This window comes from Ideonella alba, from assembly GCF_018069875.1.
In the GTDB taxonomy this organism is placed as follows: Bacteria; Pseudomonadota; Gammaproteobacteria; order Burkholderiales; family Burkholderiaceae_C; genus Ideonella; species Ideonella alba.
Map to the genome: position 1 here is coordinate 25865 of NZ_JAGQDF010000007.1, position 25237 is coordinate 51101.

Annotated in this window: 20 protein-coding genes and 1 pseudogene; 7 read left to right on the top strand and 14 right to left on the bottom strand. The window is 71.0% G+C overall.

Annotated features, from left to right (window positions below; translation table 11 throughout):
* Positions 1–32 precede the first annotated feature (32 nt).
* Entirely contained in the window at positions 33–938 is a 906-nt protein-coding gene (locus KAK07_RS13225) for a LysR family transcriptional regulator (RefSeq protein WP_210861269.1), read from the bottom strand.
* Positions 939–1022: 84 nt separating this feature from the next.
* Here KAK07_RS13225 and KAK07_RS13230 point away from each other — a divergent pair, with 84 nt between their 5' ends.
* Both KAK07_RS13230 and KAK07_RS13235 read left to right on the top strand, forming a co-directional pair.
* Positions 1023–1367, top strand: coding sequence for a protocatechuate 4,5-dioxygenase subunit alpha (locus tag KAK07_RS13230; protein WP_210804429.1), 345 nt, complete (start codon positions 1023–1025; stop codon positions 1365–1367).
* Positions 1368–1386: 19 nt separating this feature from the next.
* Positions 1387–2229: a class III extradiol dioxygenase family protein gene (locus KAK07_RS13235; protein ID WP_210854135.1), complete on the top strand. Its 843-nt coding sequence runs from the start codon at positions 1387–1389 to the stop codon at positions 2227–2229.
* Here the strand turns inward: KAK07_RS13235 and KAK07_RS13240 are convergent.
* Positions 2223–3452 carry a polyhydroxyalkanoate depolymerase gene (locus tag KAK07_RS13240; RefSeq protein WP_210861271.1) on the bottom strand — a complete coding sequence of 410 codons (1230 nt, stop codon included), beginning with the start codon at positions 3450–3452 and terminating at the stop codon, positions 2223–2225. The two genes, KAK07_RS13235 and KAK07_RS13240, sit on opposite strands and share 7 nt — an antisense overlap.
* A gap of 111 nt (positions 3453–3563) precedes the next feature.
* Here KAK07_RS13240 and KAK07_RS13245 point away from each other — a divergent pair, with 111 nt between their 5' ends.
* On the top strand, positions 3564–4229 hold the full coding sequence (locus KAK07_RS13245) for a glutathione S-transferase family protein (RefSeq protein ID WP_210861273.1): 666 nt from the start codon (positions 3564–3566) through the stop codon (positions 4227–4229).
* Between the two features lie 10 nt (positions 4230–4239).
* On the opposite strand, the gene KAK07_RS13250 is transcribed toward KAK07_RS13245, so the two are convergent.
* From KAK07_RS13250 to KAK07_RS13280, 7 genes are all read right to left on the bottom strand, one after another.
* Positions 4240–4674: a cupin domain-containing protein gene (locus tag KAK07_RS13250; RefSeq protein ID WP_210861275.1), complete on the bottom strand. Its 435-nt coding sequence runs from the start codon at positions 4672–4674 to the stop codon at positions 4240–4242.
* A 91-nt stretch (positions 4675–4765) separates the two neighbouring features.
* A complete protein-coding gene (locus KAK07_RS13255) occupies positions 4766–5293 on the bottom strand; it encodes a DUF2894 domain-containing protein (RefSeq protein ID WP_210861277.1) in 528 nt (175 codons plus the stop codon).
* The gene (locus KAK07_RS13260) at positions 5290–5931 is read right to left on the bottom strand and encodes an OmpA family protein (RefSeq protein WP_210854140.1); all 642 of its coding nucleotides are present in this window, start codon (positions 5929–5931) and stop codon (positions 5290–5292) included. Before KAK07_RS13260 ends, KAK07_RS13255 begins: the two co-directional genes overlap by 4 nt.
* Positions 5931–8102 (bottom strand): DUF802 domain-containing protein, encoded by a 2172-nt coding sequence (locus tag KAK07_RS13265; RefSeq protein ID WP_210861285.1) that lies wholly within the window; start codon positions 8100–8102, stop codon positions 5931–5933. Before KAK07_RS13265 ends, KAK07_RS13260 begins: the two co-directional genes overlap by 1 nt.
* Positions 8099–8842: a DUF3348 family protein gene (locus tag KAK07_RS13270; RefSeq protein WP_210861287.1), complete on the bottom strand. Its 744-nt coding sequence runs from the start codon at positions 8840–8842 to the stop codon at positions 8099–8101. Before KAK07_RS13270 ends, KAK07_RS13265 begins: the two co-directional genes overlap by 4 nt.
* Before the next feature lie 234 nt (positions 8843–9076).
* Entirely contained in the window at positions 9077–12448 is a 3372-nt protein-coding gene (locus tag KAK07_RS13275) for a patatin-like phospholipase family protein (protein WP_210861289.1), read from the bottom strand.
* Between the two features lie 43 nt (positions 12449–12491).
* Positions 12492–14594, bottom strand: coding sequence for a hypothetical protein (locus tag KAK07_RS13280; RefSeq protein WP_210861291.1), 2103 nt, complete (start codon positions 14592–14594; stop codon positions 12492–12494).
* Between the two features lie 250 nt (positions 14595–14844).
* On the opposite strand from KAK07_RS13280, the gene KAK07_RS13285 reads away from it, so the two are divergent.
* Positions 14845–15612: a peptidoglycan-binding domain-containing protein gene (locus tag KAK07_RS13285; protein ID WP_210861292.1), complete on the top strand. Its 768-nt coding sequence runs from the start codon at positions 14845–14847 to the stop codon at positions 15610–15612.
* 93 nt (positions 15613–15705) lie between these two features.
* A complete protein-coding gene (locus tag KAK07_RS13290; protein WP_210861294.1) occupies positions 15706–18501 on the top strand; it encodes a PhnD/SsuA/transferrin family substrate-binding protein in 2796 nt (931 codons plus the stop codon).
* 33 nt (positions 18502–18534) lie between these two features.
* Here KAK07_RS13290 and KAK07_RS13295 read toward each other — a convergent pair whose 3' ends face one another.
* The 4 genes and pseudogenes from KAK07_RS13295 to KAK07_RS25920 form a co-directional block, all read right to left on the bottom strand.
* Positions 18535–20499, bottom strand: coding sequence for an amidohydrolase (locus tag KAK07_RS13295; RefSeq protein WP_210861296.1), 1965 nt, complete (start codon positions 20497–20499; stop codon positions 18535–18537).
* Positions 20500–20577: 78 nt separating this feature from the next.
* A complete protein-coding gene (locus KAK07_RS13300) occupies positions 20578–21564 on the bottom strand; it encodes a helix-turn-helix transcriptional regulator (protein WP_210861298.1) in 987 nt (328 codons plus the stop codon).
* A 22-nt stretch (positions 21565–21586) separates the two neighbouring features.
* Complete coding sequence (locus KAK07_RS25785) at positions 21587–22780, bottom strand: PIN domain-containing protein (RefSeq protein WP_375141227.1); 1194 nt, start codon at positions 22778–22780, stop codon at positions 21587–21589.
* Positions 22781–22816: 36 nt separating this feature from the next.
* Positions 22817–23122: pseudogene (locus KAK07_RS25920) on the bottom strand (nucleotide pyrophosphohydrolase); the annotation flags it as partial.
* A 146-nt stretch (positions 23123–23268) separates the two neighbouring features.
* Between KAK07_RS25920 and KAK07_RS13310 the strand changes: the two are divergent.
* Both KAK07_RS13310 and KAK07_RS13315 read left to right on the top strand, forming a co-directional pair.
* Entirely contained in the window at positions 23269–23784 is a 516-nt protein-coding gene (locus tag KAK07_RS13310) for a DUF6933 domain-containing protein (protein ID WP_210861300.1), read from the top strand.
* Positions 23785–24043: 259 nt separating this feature from the next.
* The gene (locus KAK07_RS13315) at positions 24044–24748 is read left to right on the top strand and encodes a M15 family metallopeptidase (protein ID WP_210861302.1); all 705 of its coding nucleotides are present in this window, start codon (positions 24044–24046) and stop codon (positions 24746–24748) included.
* Positions 24749–24855: 107 nt separating this feature from the next.
* Here the strand turns inward: KAK07_RS13315 and KAK07_RS13320 are convergent, their stop codons facing one another.
* Positions 24856–25221, bottom strand: coding sequence for a hypothetical protein (locus tag KAK07_RS13320; RefSeq protein WP_210861303.1), 366 nt, complete (start codon positions 25219–25221; stop codon positions 24856–24858).
* Between the last annotated feature and the right edge of the window lie 16 nt (positions 25222–25237).

Here is a 25237-nt window from a genome sequence, read left to right on the forward strand (position 1 = left end):
GAAATCTTATACCACTTCGATTTCCACGGCAATCAACCGACCAGCGCAGGCCCCACCTGCGCCTGCAGCTGTTCACGCAGCCAGCGTTGCACCGGGTCGCTCTGGTGGCGCTGGTGCCAGACCAGGTACATCGGCATCGCCGGCGTCTTCAGCGGCACGGGCATGACGCCCAGGCCCGCCAGTGCGGTGCGTGCCATCAGCGAGGGCGCGGTGGCCAGCCAGGGGCTGCCGCGCAGCATCGCGCCCAGCGCCGCCAGGCCCGGCACCGTGGCCACGAAGCGCCGCTGCACGCCCTGGGCCAGCAGCCACTCGTCGATGTCCAGCCAACGCCGCGGCTCGTAGAGCACCGTCACATGGTCGGCGGCCAGGTACTCGGCGCGGCTGACCGGCGCACTGCGCAGCGCCGGGTCGAAGAAGACGGCGTAGCGGTCCTGGAACAGGCGCTTTTGCAGGATGTCGGTGGCCTCGGGCGGGCGTGGCGTGATCACCAGGTGGCAGGCCTGGTCGCGCAGCAGCTCGGCGCTGGGTGCGCCCGAGGCGATCACATGCAGGCGTACCCCCGGCGCCTGGGCGCGCAGCGTGCGCAGCAGGCCGGGCAGCAGCAGGTCGCGCTGCAGGTCGTTGGCGGCGATCGTGAACTCGGCGTCCAGCCGCGCCGGATCGAAGCCCGCGGCATGGCTGAACGCGCGAAGTTCATCGAGCAGCCCGCGCGCGCGCCGTGCCAGCTCGGCGGCGTGCGCAGTGGCCACGATGCCGCGACCCGACTTGACGAACAGCGGGTCGCCGACGATGGCGCGCAGCTTGTCCAGTCCGTGGCTGACCGCCGACTGGGTCACGCCCAGGCGCTGCGCGGCGCGGGTGACCGAACCCTCCTCCACCACCGCCAGCAGCAGCGTGAGGGCGTGGCCGTCGAGGTCCAAATGATCGAAATGGCTCATGAATTCAATGAGTATGCATCGCTTTATCGAAATTGTGGTCTTGCCCAGAATCCCGCCCATCGCCCACCCCGCAGGAGACACGCCATGTGCGGCATCAACATCCCCGGCACCCAGCTGTTCGACAAGACCATGGCCGTCAAGGGCTATGCACTGAACAAGATGTGCTTCTCGTTCAACGAGGCCGCCAACCGCCAGGCCTTCCTGGCCGACGAGGAGGGCTACATGCGCCGCTACGGCCTCAACGAGCAGCAGGCCGCCGCGATCCGCGCGAAGAACGTGCTGCAGCTGCTGGAGGCCGGTGGCAACGCCTACTACCTGGCCAAGTTCGCCGGCATCTTCGGGCTGGACATGCAGGACATCGGGGCCCAGCAGACCGGCCTGACCAAGGCCGAGTTCCAGGCCAAGCTCAACGCCTACGCGGCCGAGTAACCCCACCCGGAGAATTCACATGGCACACATCGTCGGCGCCGTCACCACCTCGCACGTTCCGGCCATCGGCAAGGCCATCGCCAAGGGCCTGCAGAACGAACCCTACTGGAAGCCCTTCTTCGACGGCTTCATCAATGTGCGCGAATGGCTCAAGGACGCCCGCCCGGACGTGGTGGTCGTGCTCTACAACGACCACGGCCTGAACTTCTTTCTCGACAAGATGCCCACCTTCTCGGTGGGTGCCGCGCCCACCTACACCAATGCCGACGAGGGCTGGGGCATTCCCACGATCCCGGCCTTCACCGGTGAGCAGGACCTGTCCTGGCACCTGATCGAGCACCTGGTGGAACAGGAGTTCGACCTCACCACCTGCCAGGAGATGCTGGTCGACCACGCCTTCACGCTGCCGATGGCGCTGCTGTGGCCCGAGCAGAACTGGCCGGTGAAGGTGGTGCCGGTGTGCATCAACACCGTGCAGTTCCCGGTGCCTTCGGCCAGGCGCTGCTGGAAGCTGGGCGAGCAGATCGGCCAGGCCGTGCGCGCCTGGAAGAGCGACGCCCGCGTGATGTTCCTGGGCACCGGCGGCCTGAGCCACCAGCTCGAGGGCGAGCGCGCCGGCTTCATCAACAAGGCCTTCGATCTGGCCTTCATGGACAGCCTGACCACGAACCCGCAGTGGGCCACGCAGTGGAACTCGGCCGAACTGGTGGAGAAGGCCGGCACCCAGGGCATCGAGCTGCTGATGTGGCTGGCCACCCGCGCCGCCCTGGGCAACGGCGCCCGCGAGGTGCACCGCAACTACCACATCCCCATCAGCAACACCGCCAGCGGCGTGATGGTGCTGGAGCCGGCAGCTCAGTGAAAGCTGTGGATCATCTCCCGCACCCGCGGGTAGATCTGGTGCTGCCAGCGCTTGCCGCTGAACACGCCGTAATGGCCCACCCCCGTCTGCACATGGTGTGACTTCATGTAGGGCGGGATGCGCGGGCACAGGTCGTGGGCGGCCACGGTCTGGCCGATCGCGCAGATGTCGTCGCGCTCGCCTTCCACGGTGAACAGCGCGGTGCGGCGGATCGCGCCGGTGTCCACCGGCGTGCCGTCCAGCACCAGCTCGCCGCGCGCCAGCAGGTGCTGCTGGAAGACCTGGGCCACGGTCTCGAGGTAGAACTCCGCCGGCAGGTCATTGACCGCGAAGTACTCGGCGTAGAACTCCGCCGTGCGGGCGGCGCCCTCGTCGTCACCGCGCACCTGCTTGTCGTACAGGCCCTTGAGCGCCTCGCGGTGGCGCTCGGGGTTCATCGACATGAAGGCCGTCAGCTGCAGGAAACCGGGGTAGACCCGGCGAAAGGCGCCGGGGTAGCGCCAGGGCACCAGCGAGATCAGATGCTTCTCGAACCACTCGATCGGCTGGCTGGTGGCCAGCTCGTTGACCGCGGTGGGGTTGATGCGGGTGTCGATCGGGCCGGCCATCAGCGTCATGCTGCGGGGCTGGGCGATGTGGCCGCGCTGCGCCATCAGCGCCACCGCGGCCAGCGTGGGCACGCAGGGCTGGCAGACCGCCAGCAGGTGGGTGTGGGGGCCCAGCGCCTCGATGAAGCCGATCACGTGCTCGACATACTCGGCCAGCCCGAAGCGGCCGGCCGACAGCGGCACGTGGCGCGCGTTGTGCCAGTCGGTGATGTAGACATCGTGGTCGGCCAGCATGGTGCGCGCGGTGTCGGTCAGCAGCGTCGCGAAGTGGCCGGACAGCGGCGCCACGATCAGCACCTTGGGCAGGTCCTGGCTGCCGTCGGCCACATCGGCCCGCTCGAAGCGCAGCAGCGAGGCGAAGGGCGTGCGCTGCACCACCTGCTCGCGCACCTGCACCGTGCCGGAGGGCGTTTGCACCGATTCGATGCCGAAGGGCGGCCGCAGGTGCGTCATGCGCAGGCGCGAGAACAGGTCCAGCGCCGCCGACGCCTCGCGCCAGCCGGGCACCGCCAGCGGCCCGCGTGCCCAGGGCCGCAGCGCGGCAGCGCCCCAGTGGGCAGCGTCCTGCCAGGGGCCGAGGCCATCGCAGAGGGCCTGGTAGGTGGCGTAGAGCATGGGGGGTGTGGGTGAGCCGGGTGCACCACCTCCGCAAGTTGCGGGCCATTGGGCGTGCACGGTCTTGGCACGCGGCTTGCGGCACCCCGGTGCACGCCCGCAGGAGACGCCATGGCCACGCCCCCCACCACCCTCACGCTCAGCAGCAAGAACTACTCGTCCTGGTCGCTGCGCGGCTGGCTGCTGTGCCGGCTGGCCGGCCTGGAGTTCAAGGAGGTGATGGTCAGCGCCGACGACGCCGCGGCCAAGGCCGAGATGCTGCTGCTGGCACCGTCCATCCTGGTGCCCTGCCTGCGCCACCAGGGGGTGACCGTGTGGGACACGCTGGCCATCGCCGAGTACCTGCACGAGATCAAGCCCAAGGCCGGTCTGCTGCCCGCCGACCGCGCGGCGCGCGCCCACTGCCGCGCGATCTGTGGCGAGATGCATTCGGGCTTCGCGTCGCTGCGCTCGGCGCTGCCGATGAACCTGAAGGCGCGCTTTCCCGGCTACAAGGTCTGGAGCCGCGCGCAGACCGACATCGACCGCGTGCTGCAGATCTGGCAGGAATGCCTGCAGCAGTACGGAGGCCCCTACCTGTTCGGCGCCCAGCCCACCATGGCCGATGCGATGTACGCGCCGGTGGTGACCCGCTTCCAGACCTACGACGTCACGCAGCCGCAGGCAGAGTGCCAGGCCTACTGCGCCACGATCCTGGCCCTGCCCGACCTGCAGCGCTGGATCGCCGAGGCCCGCAAGGAACCCGAGGCGATCGACGAGCTGGAGGTCGAGTTCTGAGCGTGTCTGCTCAGGGCTCCAGCCCCCAGCCCTGCGCCGCGGGCACCGAGCACACCGGCTCGACATCGATGGTCTTGAAATCGGCCGGGCCGACGATCTCCAGGTACTCCATGTCCGGCGAGTAGTCGAACAGGTAGTGGCGCACGCCGGGGCGCTGGTGAACGCAGTCGCCGGCGCTGACCAGGGTCTCCTGGTCCTCGTACATGAACTTGGCCCAGCCGCGCAGCATGATGACGATGTGGAAGTCCGCCTCGTGGCGGTGCCAGCCGGTTCCCTTCTCCGGTGCGTTGTGCGCGATCACCAGTTGGGCGATGACCTTGCCGCGGGTGGCCTCGGCCACGCCGAGGTCGCGGTAGAGGAAGAAATCGCGCAGGCCGTCGCCTCGGAACACCGTGTCAGCGGGCTTGACGTGCGAGAACAGCGTGTCCTGGACCTTGTCGAGCATGGGGACCTCCGTGGGGTGGGTGGTCCTGCGGCCGGATGCATGCGCCGTGCCATGCCGACTGCACCCGCGGGGTGCGCTCAAGGGTGTCGGTTCAGCGCCGCAACGCGCCGCTGCCGCGCGGGCGCGGCGTGCTGCCCAGGCCGCCGGCCTGCTCCAGCCACAGCAGGGCCTCCAGCTGGGTGGCCAGGTGCTGCAGGTACTCGGGCGCGGTGTCGCGCATCAGGCACAGCGCCTGGTGCAGCAGGCGCGGCGTGTTCAGCGGGCCGGCCTGCGGCGGCACCTCGGCCAGGGCCTGGACAAGGCGCTGTTCGGCGCCCAGCCGCGTCCAGGTGCGGCGGTAGCGGCGAACGGTCTTCAGCTCGGCCGGCGCGCTGGCCGCGCCAGGCGCCACGGCCGAAGCGGCCTCGTCGCCATCCAGCCGGGCCCGCAGCGCCGCCAGTGGACCTGGGCTGCGCAGCGTGGGCGAGCGCGGTGGCAGGGCCGGCAGCGGCGGCGCCGCGCGCAGCGCCGCGATGCGCGCCTCGACCAGCGCGCGGGCCGCCGGATCCAGCCGCTCGGCGCGGCGCAGCAGGCCGTCGATCAGGCGCTGGCGCACCGGATCAAGCGCGCCCTCGCTCATGGGGCGCTGGCCGCTGCGGCGCGCGAGCGCGGCACCGGCGTGATCTCGACGCGGCGGTTCTGCGCCCGGCCCTGGGCATCGGCGTTCGAGGCCACCGGCTGCTCGGCGCCGAAGGCCGCGGCAAACACCGCCGAGCGCGGCACGCCGGCCTCAATCAGGGCGCGTGTCACCGTCAGCGAGCGCTGCGCCGACAGCTCCCAGTTGTCCGCGAAGGCGGTGCTGCCGCCGCGCACGCCACGGTCGTCGGTGAAGCCGCTGACCATCAGGATCTCGTCGCGCGCGCCCAGGTAGGCGGCCAGCGGCGCGCCCAGGCTCCGGACCAGCGCGCGGCCATCGGGGTGCAGCTTGTCCGAGCCCAGGTCGAACAGCACGCTGCCGGCGATGCCGATGCGGCCGTTGTTCAGCGTCACCCGGCCCTCGGCCAGCGGAATCGCCAGCGCCTTCTCCAGCGCGCTGCGGCGCTGCTCTTCCTGCTGGCGGCGTTCCACCTCGGCCTGCAGGCGCGCCGACAGGTCGAGCTGCATGCCCAGCACCAGCACCAGGATCAGCACAAAGGCGCCCAGCAGGCCGGCCATCAGGTCGCCAAAGACGGCCCAGACCGGCGCGGTGCCTTCCTGCGCAATGTCAGCCTCGTGCATCAGGCCTCCGCGCGGCCCGCGGCCAGGCGCTGCAGGTCATCGACGATGCGCTTGTGCGCCAGCAGGCTGAGGTCGATCACCTCGCGCGCCTGGGCGACGTAGTAGCCCAGTTGCTCGTCGCTGCGCGCCATCGACCGCTCCAGCGCCTCCTCGATGCGTTGCATCTGCGCCGCCAGTTGCTGGGTGCTGAGCTGGAAGCCCTGCACCGCGGCGCCAAAGGCCTCGCCCAGGCTGCCCAGCTCGGCGGCGCCGGCGCCCACGCGCGCCGACAGGTCCTGCAGCCGTGCCGATTCGGCGTCGATCTGCTGGCCGATGCGCGCCTCGGTGCGGGCCTGCCAGTCGGCGGTGCTGGCCAGCAGCGTGTCCAGCACCTGGCGCTGGCCACCCGCGGCATGCTCCACCGCGCCCAGCAGGGTCTGCAGCGTGGCCAGCAGGCGCTCGCGCTCGGCCAGCATCGCGGTGTCGCGGGCCAGGCTGTCGCTGAGCTTGTCGCGCAGCTGGGCCACCAGCTCGGCGGCGGCGCGGGGCGCCTCGGAGGCCGCCTGCACCAGGCGGGCGATCTCGTCGATCGTGCCCTGGGCATGGGCCTCGGCCTGGGCGGCCATGCGGCCGGCCGTGCCCTCCAGCGTGGCGCAGATCTGCTGCTGCTGGGCCAGCGCCTGCGCGCCGGCCTCGCGCCATTCCAGCTGCAACGCGGCAGCCTGGGCATTCAGGGCCTGGGTCCAGGCGCCCAGGCGGGCCTCGTCGCGCGCGGCCAGTTCGGCCTGCAGGCCGGACTGGGCCTGTTGCAGCGCCTGCAGCAAGGCGTCGGCCTGGCGCTCGAACTGCTGGGCGGCCAGCACGGCCTGGGCCCGCTGCTGCTCGTTGAGCTGCGCGGCCGCGGCGGTCTGGGCGTCCAGCGCGGCCTGCCAGCGGTCCGACACCCCGGCCACCGCCGCCTCCAGCTGCGCCGACACCGCGCCCAGCTGCTCGGCCAGCGTGGCAGCGCTGCGTTCATGCAGCGCTGCGCCGTCGCGCGCCACCTGCTGCGCCGCACCGGCCAGCGCGGTCTGCAGTGCGCCATGGCGTTCACTGATCTGCGCCAGCAGGCTGGCGCTGCGCTGCTCGAAGCCCTGCGCCAGCGTGTCCATCAGACCCTGCAGGCGCGCGGCCTGGGCCTCGCCGTCGGCCTGCTGGCGCGCCTGCGCGGCCTGCCAGGCCTGCACCGCGGCGTCGCTGCTGGCTGCCAGGTCACGGCCCAGGGCCTGCAGCTGCTGCGCCAGCGTGTCGGCCACACGGCCGTGCATGGCCTGGGCCTCGCGGGTCAGGCCGGCCATCGTGGCCTCGACCACCGGCTGGATGCCCAGCGCCGCCTGCTGCAGGCTGCCGGCCACGCTGTCACGCACCGTGCGGTCCAGCGAACCGGCCACCTGCTCGGCCAGGGCGCGGTAGGAGGCCGAGGTGGCGTCGTGGAAGGCGCGCTGCTCGGCCTGCTGACTGGCCAGCAGCGCCTGCACGCCCTGCACCAGCGCGGGCAGCAGTTCGGCCTGGCGGCGCTGTTCGGCACGGGCCTCGTCAGCGCGCTGGGCCGCACTCAGCGCGCGCCAGGGGCCGGCCAGGCGCTCATCGAGCAGCGCCAGCGCGCTGGACTGCTCCAGCCGCGCCAGCGCCGACATCAGGCCCAGCGCGGCCGATGCCGCGACACCCGCCACCGAGGTGCCAAAGGCCAGGCCCAGCCCCTTGACCGGCGCCGCCAGCGCGTCGCGCAGCAGCGCCAGATCGCCCGCGCGTTCCAGCGCCTGGCCGGTACCGGCCAGCGTGGCCACCATGCCCAGAAAGGTGCCCAGCATGCCCAGCAGCACCAGCAGGCCCACCAGATAGGGCGTCAGCGCGGCGCCGGGCAGCAGCAGGCGCTGGCCGTCCAGCCGCGCCTGCAGCGCCGGCCGCCAGGCCGCGGGCAGCGCGGCCAGCCAGTCGCCGGGCGACGCCGGCGGCGCCTCGGTCAGCGACGCGCGCAAGGCGGCGCTGTCGGCACGCAGTCGGCGCAGCTCCAGCGCGCCCAGCGCGTAGAAAGCCGCGATCAGGGCCATCATCAGCAGCGCCGGCAGGCTGGTGGACAGGTAACCCACGGCGATCCAGGCGATCGCCAGCAGGCCGGCCAGCAGGGCCGCGGGGTAGAGCAGACGGGTCATCGGGTCGGGGATTCGGTGTCGGGCGCGCGGGCGCGCTGCGGTTCAGGGGCGCGGGCGGGCTGCGGTTCGGGCGCGCGGGCGCGCAGGGCTTCGAGCAGGCCCAGCAGCGGTTGCAGGCGCAGCGCCAGCTCGGCCTGCAGCAGCTCGCGCATGTCGGCGTGCAGGCCCGGCAGGTCCGGGTCGGCACCGCTGGGGCAGCGCTGCTCGGCGCGGCGCTCCAGCAGCGCCGGCAGGGCCGCCAGGATCAGCGATTCGCGCGCTTCCACCACACGGGCCAGCAAGGCGTCGACCGCGGCCAGGCGCGCCGCATCGCCCCCGGCGGCCGCGAGGTGCGCGCGCAGCCGCTGGCGCAGCGCCGACAGCGCCTGCGCCATCTGGTGCTGCAGCGCCGCGTAGCGCTGGCGGCACTCGGCCACGTCGGGCAGCGGTGCACCGCGGCGGGTCAGGGGTTCGGCGGCCACGGCGCGTGACAGCCACTGCCGGACCTGGGCCAGGTCCTGTTCGGCCAGGGTCAGCGCGTCGCCGGGCAAGGCCGCGGCCACCGGCACCGGGGTGTTCAGCGCCTCGAACAGCGGGCCCGCCTCGGCCCAGCCCAGCCAACGGCCCAGGCCCTCGATCACCGACGGCGCGCGCGCCGGTGCCCGGATCAGGTCCAGCTGCTCCAGCAGGGACGTGAGCGCGGCGCCGGACGGTGCGTCGGGCGCAGCGGCGGGGTGAGCAAGGGATGCGGCGTGGGCCATGCCCGGGGGCGACGGTGTCGGCGAGGAAAAACCGCGCAGTCTACCCGCCCGAGGGCACCCACCGCCGGACTCAGCCCGCCCTGGCGGGCCCAGGGCCCGGGCGCGATGTTGCACAGGTCACGTCCTGCACGCCGTCCACGCAGGACCCGAAGCCAGCGGCACCGTCGCGGCCACTGCACCGCCGCGTGCTCATGGAACGGCGTACAGCGCCGCCGGCCTGCCCCCGAACCCGCGTCAGCCGCCCTCGGCGTACTTGTCGCGTTCGATGACGGCCGCGTCCTGGCACTGCTGCAGGTAGTTCTGCAGGTTGGCGTCACGGGTGCGGGCGTGGAGCTGGTGGGCAATGCGGTAGACGCGGTCCCAACCCACCCAGGCCTGGTTGCGCGCCTGCGCGGCCCGCTTGGGCTTGGCCTTGGCGATGGCCTTGACCGCCTTGAGCGCGTCCTCCATGGCCCCGGACAGGCCCGACGCGCCGGTGTCCTCCAGCGCGCCGGCACGGATCGCCGCCTTCTTCTGCCGCTTCCAGTCCTTGCCGTCCCAGGGCAGGAAGTCGCGTGCCCCGAAGCCGTCGCTGCCCTCGCCCTGCACCACCTTCTGCAGGTTGTCGTGTTCTGACTGCGCCTGTTGGCGGAACCAGCGGATCATCTCGACCATGGTCGGGACCTGGGCATAGCTGGGCACCTCGGCCATGGTCTGCAGGCGGCGCAGCAGTTCCTCGAGCTTGTCCATGGCCTTGCGCGCGGCCTCGACCCGCTTGTCGGGCCGGGACTCGGCCTCGGCCTTCTCGATCGCCTTGCAGGCGTCCTTCAGGGCGTCACGCGCCTTGTTCGCGGCCGCCTCCACGTTGAACAAGCCCTGCCGTGCGCCCTGCCGGATGCTGTCGATGAACTCCTTGGCCACAAACATCCTCGACCAGACGAAGCCCTGGGGGGCGACGTCGTCGCCGCCCTGGCCTTCACCGCCCGGGTTGTCCTGGTCGTCCTCATCGCCCTGCGTCGCCTCGCGCAGGTCGGCACGGGCCTGGCGCAGGTCCTTCTGCAGCGGCAGCAGCACGGTCTTGGTGACGATGGCCCGCAGGCAGCTGGGCAGTCGGGCGATCGCCCCGCTGGCCTGGCTGATCAGTTCGATACGCGGCTGCAGTTCCGGCGTGTCGATATCGTCATAGCTGGCCCAGACCTCGATCAGCAGGTCCACCGCACCAACACAATCCACACACAGCGGCGACTCGCGCAGGAGTTCCAGGGCCGGCCCGGCGTCGTCAACAAACTGGCCCAGCGCCTCGGTCACCAGGACGTAGCTTTCGCACCCCTCGTGCAGCGCCAGCAGCAGCGGGTCGGCGTTGGGGTCAGGCGGCCCCTCGGCCAGCATGCGGCGAATCTCGGCCGGGGTCATCGCCTCAAGCGCGTCCAGCACGCCGCCGCAGTTCATCTCCACCGCCTGGTCCGAGCGCTGGTCGAGCTGTTCCAGGCCCCTCATGCGCGACATGTTCTCGGCGTACTCCACCTCGTCGGGGTTGCCGCCAAGCGGCCCCAGCGACAGCGTGCCCTGGTCGGCGTGGTAGACCTGCAGCGTGTTGACGCCGCCGTTGTAGACCTTGCTGGCGTCCTTGCGCAGGGTCTCGTCGTACTCGGGGTTGGCATCGTCAAACACGCCCCCCTTGCCCATCACGGTGACCTTCTCCCCCGTGCTCGGGTTCGTGGTCTCGCGACCGTCGCCGTACAGGTTGCGGCTGCCCTTGCCTTCGTCGTCGAAGGTCATCAGCATGGTCTGCGCCATCGCCTTCTGCACGTCAATCGGGATGTCGTCACTGTGCAGCTCCAGCTCGGCATCGGCCGGGTCCTTGCCCTCGTAGAACTTGTCCAGACCGGGGGTGGCTTCAACCGGCGCGTTGGAGCCCAGCCCACCGTCGTAGAACGGCCCGCGCCCCTTCCAGTACAGCGGCGAGATGATCGGCAGACCCATGGATATGCGCGCGGCCAGGGCCACCGGCATGTCGGGAAAGTCCTTGGCGTTGAAGTAGACCGTGTGCCCCTGGGCGCCCGTGCCTTCCCAGCCGGTGATCGTGAGCTCCTTGAAGTTGACCGGGTCCAGCTGGTGCAGGATGGCCAGGTCCTTGAAGGTGATCATCTGGCTGGTGCGGTCGCTGGCGTTGAGGTCCTGGTTCTTGACCTTCTTGGCCAGCTTGGCCACCTCGGCCTCGATCTCCGCCGGGTCCGGATTGGACAGGCCCAGGCGCTGGAGGGTGTCATCGTCCAGCTCGGCCAGCTTGTCGAGCAGCGCCGCGCCCAGTTGCCCCTCGGAGTAGTCCTTGACGCCATCGGCGATCGACATCGCCGTCAGCTCGTCCATCTTGGCCATCTGCCCGGCACACGATGGCCACACATCACCCTTGAAGCTGACGCCCGGATAGCGCTCCTTCTTCTTGTGGCGTGGATCCAGGGCCTGCTCAAGCGGGTCCAGATCCAGCAACTGGCGCTCGTCATTCAGGCCGCCGCAGGCCAGGCAGGTGGCGTTCAGCGCGCCAATGGACGTGCCCACCAGCAGGTCGACCTTCTTCAGCGTGCCGGCCTTGTTCATCTCTTCCAGCATCGGGGGGTAGCCCACCCCCTTGCCGCCACCGCCCTGCATGACCAGGCTCTGCACCTTGGGGGCCGCCTTGGTGAGCACCAGCTTGCCGTTGCGCACGCGCGCGCTGGGTGGCGCCTCAGGCGGGTACTCGCGCTTCAGGCCCACCAGCAGTTGCAGCAGGCGCGTGTTGGCCTCGACCATCAGCTGGCCCAGCTGCTGGCGGTTGGTGGGCGGGTGATCGCCATGGAACAAGGAGTCGATCAAGTTCCGCAGCGCGTCACCGGCACGCCGCCGGAACTCGTCCTGGAAGCGCGCCGGCACCGAGAACATGGCCTCCTCGATCTTCTTGTTGCCGGCATTGAGGAAGCCGATCTCGGCATCCGTCAGGTCGCCGCTGTCCACCTTGATCTTGTGGGCCTTCTTGTTCTTCGGATTGGCGTCGCTGAGCGACTGGTCCACCCGCAGCTGCCAGGTGGAGCCCGGCTCGTCCTGCTCTCGGGCGGCCAGGTCGGAGGCGATGATCCTCTTCTCAAGTTCGTAGTACTGGTCGATGCGTTCGACCGGGTCCTCGATCTTGGCAATCTTCTGGATCTTCTCCGTGTAGGTCTTGCCCAGCTTGATCGATTCCACCCCCTGGTGTTCCATGAACTTGCCAAGGGCCTTCTGGATACCGGTGATGCGGGCGCCTTCGTAGGCTTCAGCATTCACCTGGTCGTACAAGGTGCGGGCCTTCTTGGCGAGCTCGTCGACCCTGCCGGGCCGATCGCCCACCTCGACCTTGACGAACTCTTCCGTCAGCTTGGTGTGCGCCTGGCGGTACTTTTCCAGCCGCTTGGTGAGCTTGTCATCCTTGCCCTCGGTGGCCTTCACGCCCGCCTCTTCCAGGGCGACATCGACCCGGTCCAGCAGCGTGTGAAGATCGACCCAGCGCCGCTGGTCTCGGTCCAGTCGGTCGGGAGGGGTCAGCCCGAAGGCTGTCATCAGGGCCTCGCCCTTGAGCTCGGCCAGGGTCGGGAGATTGGTGCCGTCGTCAGCCATGGTGGTTCCTCGGACTGAATAGGGGTAGATGGGCCGGCGCGGGTCAGGCGGTGGCCAGGCTGTCGAGCACGGACTCCAGCGCCGTCAGCGCGCCGCCGACTGTGCTGGCGACCGCCACCGTGACGCCGAACTCGTTGTCGTCACAGGCCTTGACGCGTGCATCGTTCAGCTGGCGACGAAAGCCTGCCACCGCCGGGCCCGCCCGCTCGGCCAGCGTGGCCGGGCTCTTGCTGGTGGCCCGCTCGACATCGCTCAGGCCTGCGCGCAGCAGGCCCGCCACCTGGCTGATGCCTTCTTCAGCCACCCACTGCAGGTTCTGGTCTTCGGTGGCCAGCAGTACCCGGGCCAGCGCCTCGAGTTGGCCGATCGATCGCTCGACGGCCACCGACAGGTCCTTGCGCGCCGCATCCCAGCGTTGGCGCAGTTCGTCGGGATCGACCTCGCCGGTGGGGGCCGTGGTCTTCGATTCCTCCGGGGTCGCGGTGGATTCACCCGCCAGCAGCTGCTCGGCCCGGTCCAGCAGGGCCCCTGCCTGGTCGAACTCCTTCTTGCGGGCGAACACGCCGGCCTCGGAGAGCATCAGGCGCAGCTCGTCGCCCTGCGGCGTGCCGGCCAGCTCCTTCAGGCGCGGCATCAAGCCCTTGAGTCGCTCGGTGATCTCAACGCCGGCATCGGTGCGCTGACGGGTCTCGGGCGCCGGCGGTTCCACCGGCGCGGCCAGCAGCTGTTCGACCTCGTCGAGCAGCGCATGGGCCTGGTCAAAGTCCTGCTTGCGGGCGAACACGCCGGCCTCGCTGGCCTTCAGCCGGGCATCCTCGCCACCGGGCTGTCCGGCAGCGTCCTTGATCCTGGGCAGCAGCGCCTTCAGGCGTTCGTTGAACGCGGCCGAGGCGTCCACCTTGGGTGCGTCCTGCGGGGTGTCGCCCACCGGGGCGGACTTCAGCAGTTGCTCAGCCTCGTCGAGCAACGCGTTGGCGGTGTCGAAGTCCTGCTTGCGGGCAAAGACGCCGCCCTCGCTGAGCTTCAGGCGGGCCGCATCGCCGGCCGGCGTGCCGGCCACCGACTTGAGCTGCGGCATCAGCGCCTTCAGACGCTCATTGAAGGCCAGCAGCTTGTCCTCGTTGCTCTGCAGCGGCGTCCTGGCCGAGGTCTGGGTGGGCTGGGTCGGCGCGGGTGGCGGGTTCTCGAGCAACTCGCGCAGTTCTTCGTACAGGCGGATGCCCTCGGCAAAGTCCTTGGCGTTGGCGGCCTTGTCGGCCAGGCCCATCTTCTCGACGATCTCGTCCTTGAAGTGCACCGGCTGGCGCACCGCGGCGCTCAGCGCCGGGTACAGCTCAGCCTTGATCGCCTGGTACTCGTCCGGCAGGTCGTCGGGGTCGATGGCGTCCTCGATCACCTCGCCACCGGCGAACAGCACCACCTTCTTGAAGGGCTGCGGCTTGAAGGCGTGGAACAGGCGCTCGGTGCTGCGGCCCAGACCGGAGACCGGCGTGCCCTCGATCAGCATCTGCAGCGTGGTCGGGTCGTCGGCATCGGCCACGCATTCGCCGAAGGCGATCTTCTTCAGATCGGTCTGCTTGCGCAGCGTGGCGGCCAGGCTCTTGCCGCTGCGGGTGCGGTGCAGCAGCATGCGGCTCTCGCCGGGCTTCTTGGCCAGGGCGATGGCGTAGAACATCGTGTCCTTGGCGGCCATCTTCAGCAGGCGGGTCAGGTAGGCGCGGTAGGCCTTCTCGTCGCCCAGGACCGACTTGTCCTCCTCGTCGTCGGACTCGTCCTCGTCGGCTTCGGCCTCGGCCAGCTTCTGGGCGGACTGCCGCGCGGCGTCCGTCAGCTTGCCGGCCTTCTTCAGCGCGTCGATGGTGAACTGCACCTCGTCGGCGTCGAACTTGGCCTTCTTGGGGTCCTTGGGCGGCGACTTCAGCAGCTTCTCGGCCTCGCCCACCAGTTTGCGCGCCAGCGCATCAATCTCGTCGAGCTGCCGCTCGACGGCGTCCAGCGCCTTGGCGTCGGGCGACTTGTCCAGCTGCTTCTGCGCGGCCTCGTAGGCCGCCAGGGCCTTTTCCAGGTCCTTGCCGCTGCCCAGGCACTCGGGGCCCTCGGCGCGCCACCAGGACGCGGAAAGCTGGAAGCTGCTGCTCTTCTTCATCGGGGTCTCCCGGGCTGTGGATGCTGCGCGGCTGAATACCGGCGAACGAGTGTAGGGCGGCGTCCGCCCGCCCGGTGATTAGCCTGGATTAGCGCCGGGGCCCGGCGGGCGGCACGCACCCCTAGCCTGCATGGGCGCAGCGCCCACCAGGCCGGTCTGGCCGGTGCACACTTCCCGGCATGCCCCGGACCCGGTCGTTCCAGCCGACCGACGCCTGCGCGGGCCGCTTCCACACCCCTGGGAGGTGACGATGGCCGATGCCTACGGCAGCCGCGTGCTGCGCAAGGACATGAAGGGCCCCGACGTGGTGGAGCTGCAGATCCGCCTGGCGGGCTTTCGAGGCACGATCCCCGATGGCGACTTCGGCTCGGGCACCGAGCTGCAGGTGCAGAAGTTCCAGCAGGACGTGATGGGCATGGCCAGCCCCACCCGGGTGGTCGACCGCGCCACCTTCGAGGCGATCGATGCCTTCGCGCAGAAGTACCCCATCGACTTCAAGACGCTGCGCTGCCCCTGCGGCCATTGCAGCGGCTTCGGCAACGGGCGCTTCCGGGACACCTATGTGCCCGGCGGCGAAGGCCAGGAGCAGTTCAACCACTACGAGTACCCCGGCATCCACCGCCTGCTGCTGTGGGCGGTGCGCGCGGTCTACCACTACCTGCCGGAGCACCGCTTCAGCTTCAGCTCGGGCTACCGCTGCAGCGTGGACAACCAGCAGCACGGCCGCACCACCACCAACCACCGCGGCAAGGCGGTGGACCTGGACATCGCGCTCAAGCCCGGCGAGAGCAAGCGCGACGATGCCGACAAGTGCAACGCGGTGCGCGGCCGCATCGTCGAGCTGTCCAACGCCCAGGTGGGCTGGGCGGCGCGCAACCGCAAGTCGCTGGAGCCCCCCGACATCGCGCCCACCTGGGTGCACTACGACGTGCGCCAGTACGAACGTGCCTACCTGGCCGACGATTTCTTCTGCCGCGACCTGGCCGGCCTGGACCGCTTGACACCGATCACCTGCTGAGCGCACCGCCCCCCTTATCCAGGGGACACGGCGGCGCGCCGCAACCGGTTGCAGCCGCCAGCGGCCGCCGGACCGGGCGCTACCATCGCCGGCGTGGCGGACATCCCCCTTGCGCTGGCGCCTGTTCACCTGGCCGCCCGCATGGGGCAGGCCCGGCGCGTGCTGGCTGCCGCGCTGCTGTGGCTGCTGGCGCTGCTGGCCGCGCCAGCGCTGGCCGCCCCCACAGAGCCCGCACCGCAGGCCAGCGCTGAACCCGCCACCAACCCGTCCGCGTCGCCCACGCTGACCCTGGGCGTGCTGGCCTTTCGCCCCAAGCCCGAGACCCTGGCCCGCTGGCAGCCGCTGGTCGACCACCTCAACGCCAGCCTGCAGGGCGGCCGGCCCGTGCGGCTCAGGGCGCTGAGCTACGCCGAGCTGAACGCGGCCGTGGACCAGCACGAGGTGGACATCGTGCTCACCCAGCCGGCCCACTACATCCGCCTGACCCACGACGCCGGCCTGCGCGCGCCGCTGGCCACGCTGGTCGAGCGCGACGGCACGCACGCGCTGGCCGAGTTCGGCGGCGTGATCCTGGCCGATGCCACGCGCCAGGACCTGCGCACGCTGGCCGATCTGCGCGGACAGCGCATCGCCACCAGCAGCACCGAATCCCTGGGCGCCTACCTGGCCCAGGCGCGGGTGCTGGCGCGCGAGGGCATCAGCCTGCCGGCCGACGCCCAGGTGATGGCCCTGGGCGGTGAGCAGGACGCCGCGGTGCAGGCGCTGCTGCAGGGCCGCGCCGACGTGGCCTTCGTGCGCACCGGCGTGCTGGAGGCGCTGCAGGCCGAGGGCCGGGTGCCCCCGAGCCGCCTGAAGGTGCTGCACCCGCAGACCCAGGGCGACTACCCCTACGTGCGCTCCACCGAGCTCTACCCGCAGTGGCCGCTGGCCGTGATGCCCTGGTGCCCCGAGGCCCTGGCGCGCCAGCTGGCGGCAGCCATCCTGGGCTTGCCGCACGACGGTGTGGTGGCCCGCCAGCTGCAGATCGTCGGCTTCACCATTCCCGGCGACTACACCCCGGTGGCCGAGATGATGCGCACGCTGCGCGTGCCTCCCTTCGACCGGCAGGCCCCGATCCGCCTGCAGGACCTGCTGCAGCAGCACGGCCTGCTGATCCTGTCGGGCAGCCTGGGCTTGGCGGCGTTGCTGGCCGCCCTGCTGCTGCAGATCGCCCAGACCAACCGCCAGCTGCGGCGCGAGCACCGCCAGGCCGCCGACGCGCTGCGCGCCCTGGAAGACGCCGGCCTGCGCCAGCGCAGCATCCTCGACTCGATCGGCCAGGGCCTCTACGGCGTGGACCAGCGGGGCCTGTGCACCTTCATCAACCCCTCGGCACTGGCCATGCTGCAGTTGCAGGCGCCGCAGGTGCTGGGGCGGCCCCAGCACGAGGTCTTCCACCACCACCATGCCGACGGCCGCCCCTACCCGGCCAGCGAGTGCCCGATCAGCCTGACCCTGGCCGATGGCCAGCCGCGCCAGGTGCAGGACTGGTTCTGGCGCCAGGACGGCAGCGGCTTCGCGGTGCGCCTGAGCGTGAGCCCCTCACCCCAGCGCGATGGCTCGCGCGGCGCGGTGGTGACCTTCGACGACATCACCGAGCACCTGCGCGTGGCCGACGAACTGGCCCAGCACCGCGACCACCTGGAGCAGCTGGTGCGCACCCGCACCGCCGAGGCCGAGGAGGCCCGTCTGGCCGCCGAGCAGGCCAGCCGCGCCAAGAGCGCCTTCCTGGCCAACATGAGCCACGAGATCCGCACGCCGATCAATGCCATCGTCGGGCTGAGCCACTCGCTGTCGCAGATGGCGTCGGCGGGCGAACCCCAGCGCGAGCGCCTGGCGCAGATCCAGGTGGCCACGCGGCACCTGATGGCGCTGATCGACAACGTGCTGGACATCTCACGCATCGAGGCCGGCCGGCTGACGCTGGCCGACGATCCCTTCTCGCTGCCCGAGCTGCTGCGCCAGGCCTGCGACATGGTGCTGCCACAGGCCCAGGCCAAGGGCCTGCCACTGCAGGTGCAGGCCGAGGGTCTGCCCGCCACGCTGCGCGGCGACCCGGTGCGCCTGAGCCAGGCCCTGATCAACTACCTGGGCAATGCCGTCAAGTTCACCAGCCAGGGCCACATCGACCTGCGCGTGAGCCAGCAGGACCGGCAGGACGGCCGGGTGCTGCTGCGCTTCGAGGTCAGCGACACCGGCATCGGCCTCAGCACGGACGAGCAGGCGCGGCTGTTCCGCCCCTTCGAGCAGTCGGACGTGTCGGCCACGCGGCGCTACGGCGGCACTGGCCTGGGCCTGGCCATCACCCGCCACCTGGCCACGCTGATGGGCGGCGAGGCCGGCGTGCACAGCCGCGCTGGCGAAGGCAGCTGCTTCTGGTTCACGGCCTGGCTGGCGCTGGCGCCTGAGCAGACGGCCGGCGAGCCTGCCGCGGGCAACGACGCTCTGGCCCCGCTGCGCACGGAGCACGCCGGCGCGCCGGTGCTGCTGGTCGAGGACGACCCGGTCAACCAGCTGATCGCGCGCGAGCTGCTGCAGGCCGCCGGCCTGCAGGTCAGCCTGGCCGGCGACGGTGCCGAAGCGCTGGCGCTGGCCCGCACGCAGGCCTTTGCCGCCATCGTCACCGACGTGCAGATGCCGCGCATGGACGGCATCGTGCTGGCGCGCCAGCTGCGCGCCCAGCCCGGCCTGGCACGCACACCGATCATCGCGATGACGGCCAGCGCCCTGTCGGGCGACCGCGAGGCCTGCCTGCAGGCCGGCATGAATGCCTACATCGCCAAGCCGGTGGATCCGCCGGCGCTGTACCGCGTGCTGCTGGCCGAGCTGCGGCGCGCGGCGGGGCGCTGAAGCTTCACAGCCCAGCGGCCCCCCGGCACGTGCTCAGTGGTTGTGACCGTCGCCGTGGCCGTGCGGCGCCCCGGGCACGGTGGACGGGATCACATGCCCGGCCGAGCCGCGCGCGCTGAGCACCTTGGCGCGGGCGTTGAGCTGCTGGCGCTGGCCGGCCACCAGGCCGTCGAAGGCACCCACCGCATGCACCGGCTGGCCACCCACCACCGTCATCAGCACGCGGTTGCGGCCCAGCGCCTCGTCGGGCACGCTCAGGAAGTCCTTTTCCAGCACGATCAGGTCGGCCAGCTTGCCCACCTCGATCGTGCCCAGCTGCTGCTCCATGCGCAGCTGGTGCGCGGCGTTGCGGGTGATGGCGGCCAGCACGTCGTCACGCGACAGGCCCGGGTCGGCGTTGATCGGCCCTTCGAACACCGGCGCAATGAAGGCGGCGCTGTGCGGGTTGGTGGGGTCGCCCGAGCGCGTCACGCCGATCTTCAGCGCCAGAAAGGTGTCGAACGGGTCGATCGGCCAGTCGCTGCCGTGCACCACGCGGGCACCGGCGCGGCGCAGGCTGCCCGAGGGCTCCATGCGGGCGAAGCGGTCAGGCCCCAGGTGGTTCTCGGTGTCACCAATGGAGTACGGCGCGCGCTGCGCCCACTGGAAGGACATCGTGGCCATCACGTCCAGCGCCGCGAAGCGCGGGTAGTCGGCCACGGCCACGGTCTCGTCGTGGGCGATGGCCGGGCGCATGTCGGCGCCCGGACGGGCCCGGCGCACCGCGGCCACGCTGTCCAGCGCGGTGCGCACCGCGCGCTCGCCGGTGGCGTGGAAATGCAGGTCCATACCGGCATCGGCGGCGGCGCCCAGCAGGGCCTGCAGCGTGGTGCTGCTGTAGTAGAGCTGGCCCAGGTTGCTGCCCGGCACCCAGCGCGGCGCGGCATCGGTGCCCGCGTTCTGCAGGTAGGGGCTGAGCAGCGCGCCGGTGTCGGCCGGTGCATTCACCACGCCATCGACGAAGGCCTTCACCCAGCGCGCACGCACCGCCGGCGCGGGCGTGTCCACGTTGCGCGCCGTGCCCTGCGCCAGCGCCTGGGCCTCGGCGATTGCCTGCGCGGGCTGGGCCGTGGCCTCGGCCGGGTCCAGGTTCAGCGCCAGCTGCACGCGCGCGGTGAGCTCCCCGCTGGCGCGCAGCGCCTGGAAGACGCGCAGGTGCGGCTCACCCGCGGCGGCGTCCATGAAGCTGGTGATGCCCTGCTCGCGCAGCGCGGCCAGCGCGGCGCGGCCCTGCTTGAGCTGGTCGGCCTCGCTGTCGGGCGGGATGGCGGCCTTGAGCTGGAAGCCCGCCGCGTCTTCGCAGATGCCGGTGGGCACACCGCTGCCGTCGCGCAGGAACTTGCCGCCGGACGGGTCGGGGGTGGCAGCGCTGACACCCGCCAGCGCCAGCGCGCGCGAGTTGGCCAGCACGGTGTGGAAGTCGGACGAGGTCACCGCGATCGGCCGCGTGGTGTTCAGCCCATCGAGCAGGGCGCGCGTGGGGTCGGCGTCCAGCGCCGAGGTGGACTGGCGGTCCCAGTTCACCGCCTCCAGCCAGACATCGGGACCTGCCTCGGGTGTGGCGTCCACGCAGGCCTGCAGCCGGGCCGCCAGCTGGCTGCGCGTGAGTGGCGCATAGGCCAGGTCGCACAGCAGCAGCGCGCGGCCACCGGCCAGCGCGTGCAGGTGGGCATCGATGAAGCCGGGCATCAGCATGCGCCCGCCCAGGTCCACCACCTGGGTCTTCTGGCCGACGTAGGGCATCACCTCGGCATCGCTGCCGACGACGACGATGCGCCCCTCGCGCACCGCCACCGCCTGGGCGATGCGCCGGCCGTTGTCCATGGTCACCACCTTGCCGCTGCGCAGCACCAGGTCGGCCGGCGCCTCGCCGCCACCGCCACCACCACTGCAGCCGGCGGCCAGCGCGGCCACCAGGGCCAGCGCGGCCACCGCCGCGATCGTCTTGCTCGATGTCATTGCTCCTCCGTTGTTCCAGACATGGCCTGGCAACGGTAGGCAGAACGGGCGTGCACCAACCTCCTCAATTGAGGAGGGTCAAGGCTTCTTGGCAGGCAGCGCCTGCCCCTCCAGCCGCCGCGCCAGCGCGGCCTTGGTGCTGACGCCCAGGCGCTGGTAGGCATCGCGCAGGTAGGTGCGCACGGTGCTGGGGCTCAGGCCCAGTTCGCGGGCGATCTGCTTGTGGGTGTGGCCATGTGCGTAGAGCAGCGCCACCCCCAGCTCACGCGGCGGCAGCAGCGGCGCCCGGCGCTGCGGCGCCAGGCCCAGCAGCCACAGCTCGCCACAGCGCTGCAGCGACAGGCGTCGGCGCCCCACGCGCAGCGACGTGGCCCCTGCCCCCAAGCCCGCGGTCAGCTCGGCCGGCAACTGCGTGCCCTGCCAGGCCGGAAAGCGCTCGCGCAGCCACAACCCCAGACGCGCATCCAGGTAGACGAACTCGCCCGCCGCGTCCACCAGCGCATGCGCGTCAGCACCCGCCCGGGCCTGGCCCAGCAGCGCGGTCACGCGCCGGCTCCAGCGCTGCATCAGGTGCGCGCTGAACAGCTCGAACAGGCGCCGCTGCGCCGCCTCGAAGGCCGGCGCCTGCTGGCCGCGGTACAGCGCGATGAAGTGCATCAGCCCGCTGCCCGGCAGCGCCCGCGTGATCGCCAACGCATGGAACAGGTCATGGCGCGTGGCAAAGGCCTCCACCGCCGGCTCGGGGTCGGCATAGCCGCTGGACCACACGGCCGCATCCAGCTGCTGCATCGACGCCGCCGCAAAGCGGTCCACCGCCCCGATGCGGTTCCACTCGCGCGCGAAGTCGGCCCCCAGGTTCAGCCGCCCGCTCAACCAGTTGCGCGGCGCCAGGCCGTCCATGCCGCCCGAGCATTCGCCCCACCAGGCCGCATCAAAGGGCACCAGCGCCCGCAGCGCGGCCATGCCGTCGGACATCAGCCGGGCGGGCGAGGCGGTGGGGGGCAGCTCGTCGAGGGTGAGGAGTGCGGTGCTGAACGACTCGAGGGTCTTCAGGGAGGTGGGCATGGGGGCAGTGTAGGACCCGCTCCTAGCGCTTGGCCGCCGCGCCAGCCTCGAAACGCGGGTAGCGCACGGCGTTGTCGGGGCCCACCGCCACCGTGCCCGCCGCCACCAGCGCGTTGATCGCCACCTCGATCACCGCATCCCCTGTCTGCGCCGACAGCAGCGACTTCAGCAGACCCCTCAGGCGGCCCATCCGGGTGGGACGCTTATCGCCGGTTTTGAGCAATTGATCGGTGATCCGCTGCAGGTCCTGGGCGGTCACCGCCACGCGCGGCGCAGACGGCGGCTGGGCAGCGGGCGCCTTGGCCTGTCTTGGCGAAGCGGCGGGGGCCACGGGCGCGGCCGCGGCCGCGTTCGTGCGCCGCGGCGTTGCGGCCTTTCTGGCGGCTGTGGGCTTGGCAGGTGCGGGCTTGGCAGGTGCGGGCTTGGCAGGTGCGGGCTTGGCAGGTGCGGGCTTGGCGGGTGCGGGCTTGGCGGGTGCGGGCTTGGCAGGTGCGGGCTTGGCAGGTGCAGCTTGGGCGGGCTGCGGCTTCGGGGCCGGCGTCTTCTTCGGCGCCTTGGCGGGCGCTGCCGGCGTGGCGGCGCTGCGCTTCGCAGGCGCGGGCGCGGATTGGGGCTGGGGTGCAGGCGCAGGCGTGGGCGCAAGGGCCGGCGCCACCCGCGGCGCAGCGCGGGTCGGGCGAGCCGCCTGGGTGCGGGCCTGGGGCGCCACGGCAGGGGCAACCGGTGCGGCGGTGGGGGTCTTGGTCGCGGGGGTGGCCTTCGCCGTGGTCTTCCTGGCGGCGCTGGTCTTCGCACTGGCCTGCCCGGCGGGCCGCTTGCGCGCCGCCGTCTTCTTGGCAGCAGGCTGCCCGGCCGGCGCCGTGATCGGCGGGAAGGGCTGGCGGCGCACCACGAAGCCCATCGCCTGGGCGTGCTCCAGCATCGGCTCGTAGCCCTTGTCGTTGGCCACCACGATCATCGGCGCCTCGGGGTTGCGCGAGGCGATGTAGCCCATGTAGAACGACAGATGAAAGTCCAGCGCGTTCTTGCCGGTCTTGCTGATCGGCACTGCCGTGGCGTGCTGGCCGAACGACGCAAAGCGCTTCGCCACCTGGCGCTGATGCGGTCCGTGGAACACCCAGACCTGGCTGGCCTGCGGCACCAGGTCCCGCAGCTCGGCGTCGGTGGGCTGGACGTTTTCGAAATCCAGCAGCACATGCGCCCCGGCGGCGGCCACCTGGGGCGCCAGCGTCCGCGCGATGCGTTGCTTCGCGGGGTACTTCTGCGCGTTCTTCGCCAGCTTGTCGCGCACCGCCAGCGGCAGGTCCACCTGGCAATGGTCGGCCAGCTGCAGCAGGTACAGCAGCACATCGGCCAGCTCCTCGCCCACCCGCTGTCGCAGCTCGGCCTGCTCGGGCACCCCACGCGACTGCTCCGGCGTCTGCCACTGGAAAATCTCGGCCAGTTCAGCCGCCTCCACCATCAGCGCCATCGCCAGGTTCTTGGGCGTATGAAACGGCTGCCAATCGCGCTCGGCCGCGAAGTGGCGCAGTTCGGCCTGCAGTTCACCCAGGTTCATGGCGGTCTCCAGTGGTTGAGAGCATCTTGCCACCCTCTGCGAGCGCCTGAGGAGTCCATGCACCGTGCCGCGGCCAGGCCCGCCCAGACCGCCGCCCCCGAGGGCTGCGTGGATACTGTGCGCTGACCTCACCCCACCCTGTCACCGTGTTTGTCCTTCGCTGCACCCAGAAGCTGCTCAGCCGCCTGAACGCCAAACCAGATGTGGAGACCGCACCCACGGACAACGTCCTGGGCGCCTGGTACGCCCATCTCGTTCGCGCTGGCCGCGTTCAGGTGGTGCTGGCGGTCAGCGAGCGCAGCCTGCTGCCGGTGGTGGTCCCCGCACGTGAAGGCAAAACGCTGGTGCAGCGCATCGTCACCGCGGTGGAACCCATGCTGCAGGCCGTGGGCGTGCCCGCCGAAGATGCCGCGGCCGAGTGCCGCGCCATGCAGACCTGGACCATCGGCAAGACCGAGAACCGCCGCGTCATCGGTTCACTCAACGATCTGGTCTACCAACTGGAAGGCGCGCTGCCCTATTGGCCGGAGCGCACACTGCAGGACCATTCGCTCTGGTTGGCCAAGACACCGCTGAAGTTCATCGACTACGGCTCACCTGACAGCGCCACGCTGGCGGCCTTTGCGGCCCACAGGGCCATGCAGGCTGCGCGCGGGAGGTGATCTGTCGACACGGCGAACGGTTGAGCGCTGCCTGGGGGCGGTTCTGTGGATGGTGTTCGAGCCCTGCACATCCGACAGCCGGTCTTGGCTGCCAGGTGGCGTTTGGGACTGACGCACTGGCTGGTACTTGCATCCCTGGCTTGCGGGATTGCCCCAGCCGGGGCCAGACGCATGATGGACACGTTGGCCGTGGGTCTGTCAAGGCAGGTCACCCGCCATCGTGACCCAGTGCCCCGCCACCTCCAGGGAGGCAGACGACATGCCTGATCGCAAGTGGCTGACTGACAGAGCGCCAGACACCGCCACGGCCGCAGCTGAACCGCACACCGCGCCCGCGCGTGACGAACAGCCTGAGGCTCGACCTGACGACCGCGTCACGATGCTGCATGTGGACATGCTGAGCCAGACGACGCTGGATCCTGACTACCCTGGGCGGCCCAGCTTTCCGCCACTGGTGTCCACCGCCGTCCGGCAGGCACTGTTTGGCCCGATGGCGTTCGTGGCGTCGCCAGCCCCCGGCTACCCGGATGCCATCGAGGTGACCAACGACTGGACCGATGATCAGTTGGTCAGGGTCGTCATCCCGCAGTTGGTTGGCGTCCACGGCGCACCCAGGGGTGCCGGCATCTGGTTTCATCAGCGGGGCGCCACGGCCTTGCAGGCACTCTGGCAAGCCTGGGAGGACCGTGGGCTGCTGCACCTGATCCTGAGCTTCGACGGCGCCTACCGCATACGCTTTGCCCGAGGTCAGGCCCACCGAAAGGTGCTGTCACGGCACGCCTTTGGAACAGCGTTCGATATCAACGCCGTGTTCAATCGCAACGGCGCTGCACCGGCCGCCCTGAAGCAGCCCGGTTGCGTCTACCCGCTGGTACCGGTGGCCCATGAGTTCGGCTTCTTCTGGGGCGGCCACTTTGCCAGGCCGAGTGGCGGGCACTTCGAATTGGCACGCGTGCAGGGATAGGCTGGGCCATAGCCCCAGCCGTGCGATCGCCAGATCGCTGCCCGCGGGTCGCCACGAGGCTGTTACAGGTTAAGCCCGGACGGTCGCCTTGCGGCTCTTGCTGGCTGTTATCGATCTTGGCGTTCTCGGAACGCCCACGAAGGCTTGTGCGATATCGGGTTGAGCTGAGCGGCTTCTGCTGGGTCGATACGAACGAACACCGACGCGCCGGCCCCGTCGTCGCTCAGCACGTAGACCAGCGCCAGGTGGTCGCCGACGATTTCCGATGCGTCCGGTGTGATCAGGTGGACCTCCCGACCCAACTCACCCGACAGGTCCGACGGGGCGACGCCGGGCTCGATCAGGATGAAGCTCACCAGCTCCGAGAAGTCGTCGACGAACTCCTCGGCCTCGGCGGCCCGCAGCAGCAGCGTCGCGCGCAGCGACGGCGGATGGACCTGCTCGATCCGCTCGCGCGATCGAATCACTTGCATGAATGAACCCTCCAAA

Coding starts and splice junctions, on each gene's coding strand:
- KAK07_RS13255 (WP_210861277.1), bottom strand. CDS start 5,293: ATGAGCGAGGGCGCGCTTGATCCGGTGCGCCAGCGCCTGATCGACGGC.
- KAK07_RS13265 (WP_210861285.1), bottom strand. CDS start 8,102: ATGACCCGTCTGCTCTACCCCGCGGCCCTGCTGGCCGGCCTGCTGGCG.
- KAK07_RS13300 (WP_210861298.1), bottom strand. CDS start 21,564: ATGCCCACCTCCCTGAAGACCCTCGAGTCGTTCAGCACCGCACTCCTC.
- KAK07_RS13285 (WP_210861292.1), top strand. CDS start 14,845: ATGGCCGATGCCTACGGCAGCCGCGTGCTGCGCAAGGACATGAAGGGC.
- KAK07_RS13315 (WP_210861302.1), top strand. CDS start 24,044: ATGCCTGATCGCAAGTGGCTGACTGACAGAGCGCCAGACACCGCCACG.
- KAK07_RS13260 (WP_210854140.1), bottom strand. CDS start 5,931: ATGCACGAGGCTGACATTGCGCAGGAAGGCACCGCGCCGGTCTGGGCC.
- KAK07_RS13235 (WP_210854135.1), top strand. CDS start 1,387: ATGGCACACATCGTCGGCGCCGTCACCACCTCGCACGTTCCGGCCATC.
- KAK07_RS13230 (WP_210804429.1), top strand. CDS start 1,023: ATGTGCGGCATCAACATCCCCGGCACCCAGCTGTTCGACAAGACCATG.
- KAK07_RS13275 (WP_210861289.1), bottom strand. CDS start 12,448: ATGGCTGACGACGGCACCAATCTCCCGACCCTGGCCGAGCTCAAGGGC.
- KAK07_RS13295 (WP_210861296.1), bottom strand. CDS start 20,499: ATGACATCGAGCAAGACGATCGCGGCGGTGGCCGCGCTGGCCCTGGTG.
- KAK07_RS13250 (WP_210861275.1), bottom strand. CDS start 4,674: ATGCTCGACAAGGTCCAGGACACGCTGTTCTCGCACGTCAAGCCCGCT.
- KAK07_RS13240 (WP_210861271.1), bottom strand. CDS start 3,452: ATGCTCTACGCCACCTACCAGGCCCTCTGCGATGGCCTCGGCCCCTGG.
- KAK07_RS13320 (WP_210861303.1), bottom strand. CDS start 25,221: ATGCAAGTGATTCGATCGCGCGAGCGGATCGAGCAGGTCCATCCGCCG.
- KAK07_RS13225 (WP_210861269.1), bottom strand. CDS start 938: ATGAGCCATTTCGATCATTTGGACCTCGACGGCCACGCCCTCACGCTG.
- KAK07_RS13270 (WP_210861287.1), bottom strand. CDS start 8,842: ATGGCCCACGCCGCATCCCTTGCTCACCCCGCCGCTGCGCCCGACGCA.
- KAK07_RS13245 (WP_210861273.1), top strand. CDS start 3,564: ATGGCCACGCCCCCCACCACCCTCACGCTCAGCAGCAAGAACTACTCG.
- KAK07_RS13280 (WP_210861291.1), bottom strand. CDS start 14,594: ATGAAGAAGAGCAGCAGCTTCCAGCTTTCCGCGTCCTGGTGGCGCGCC.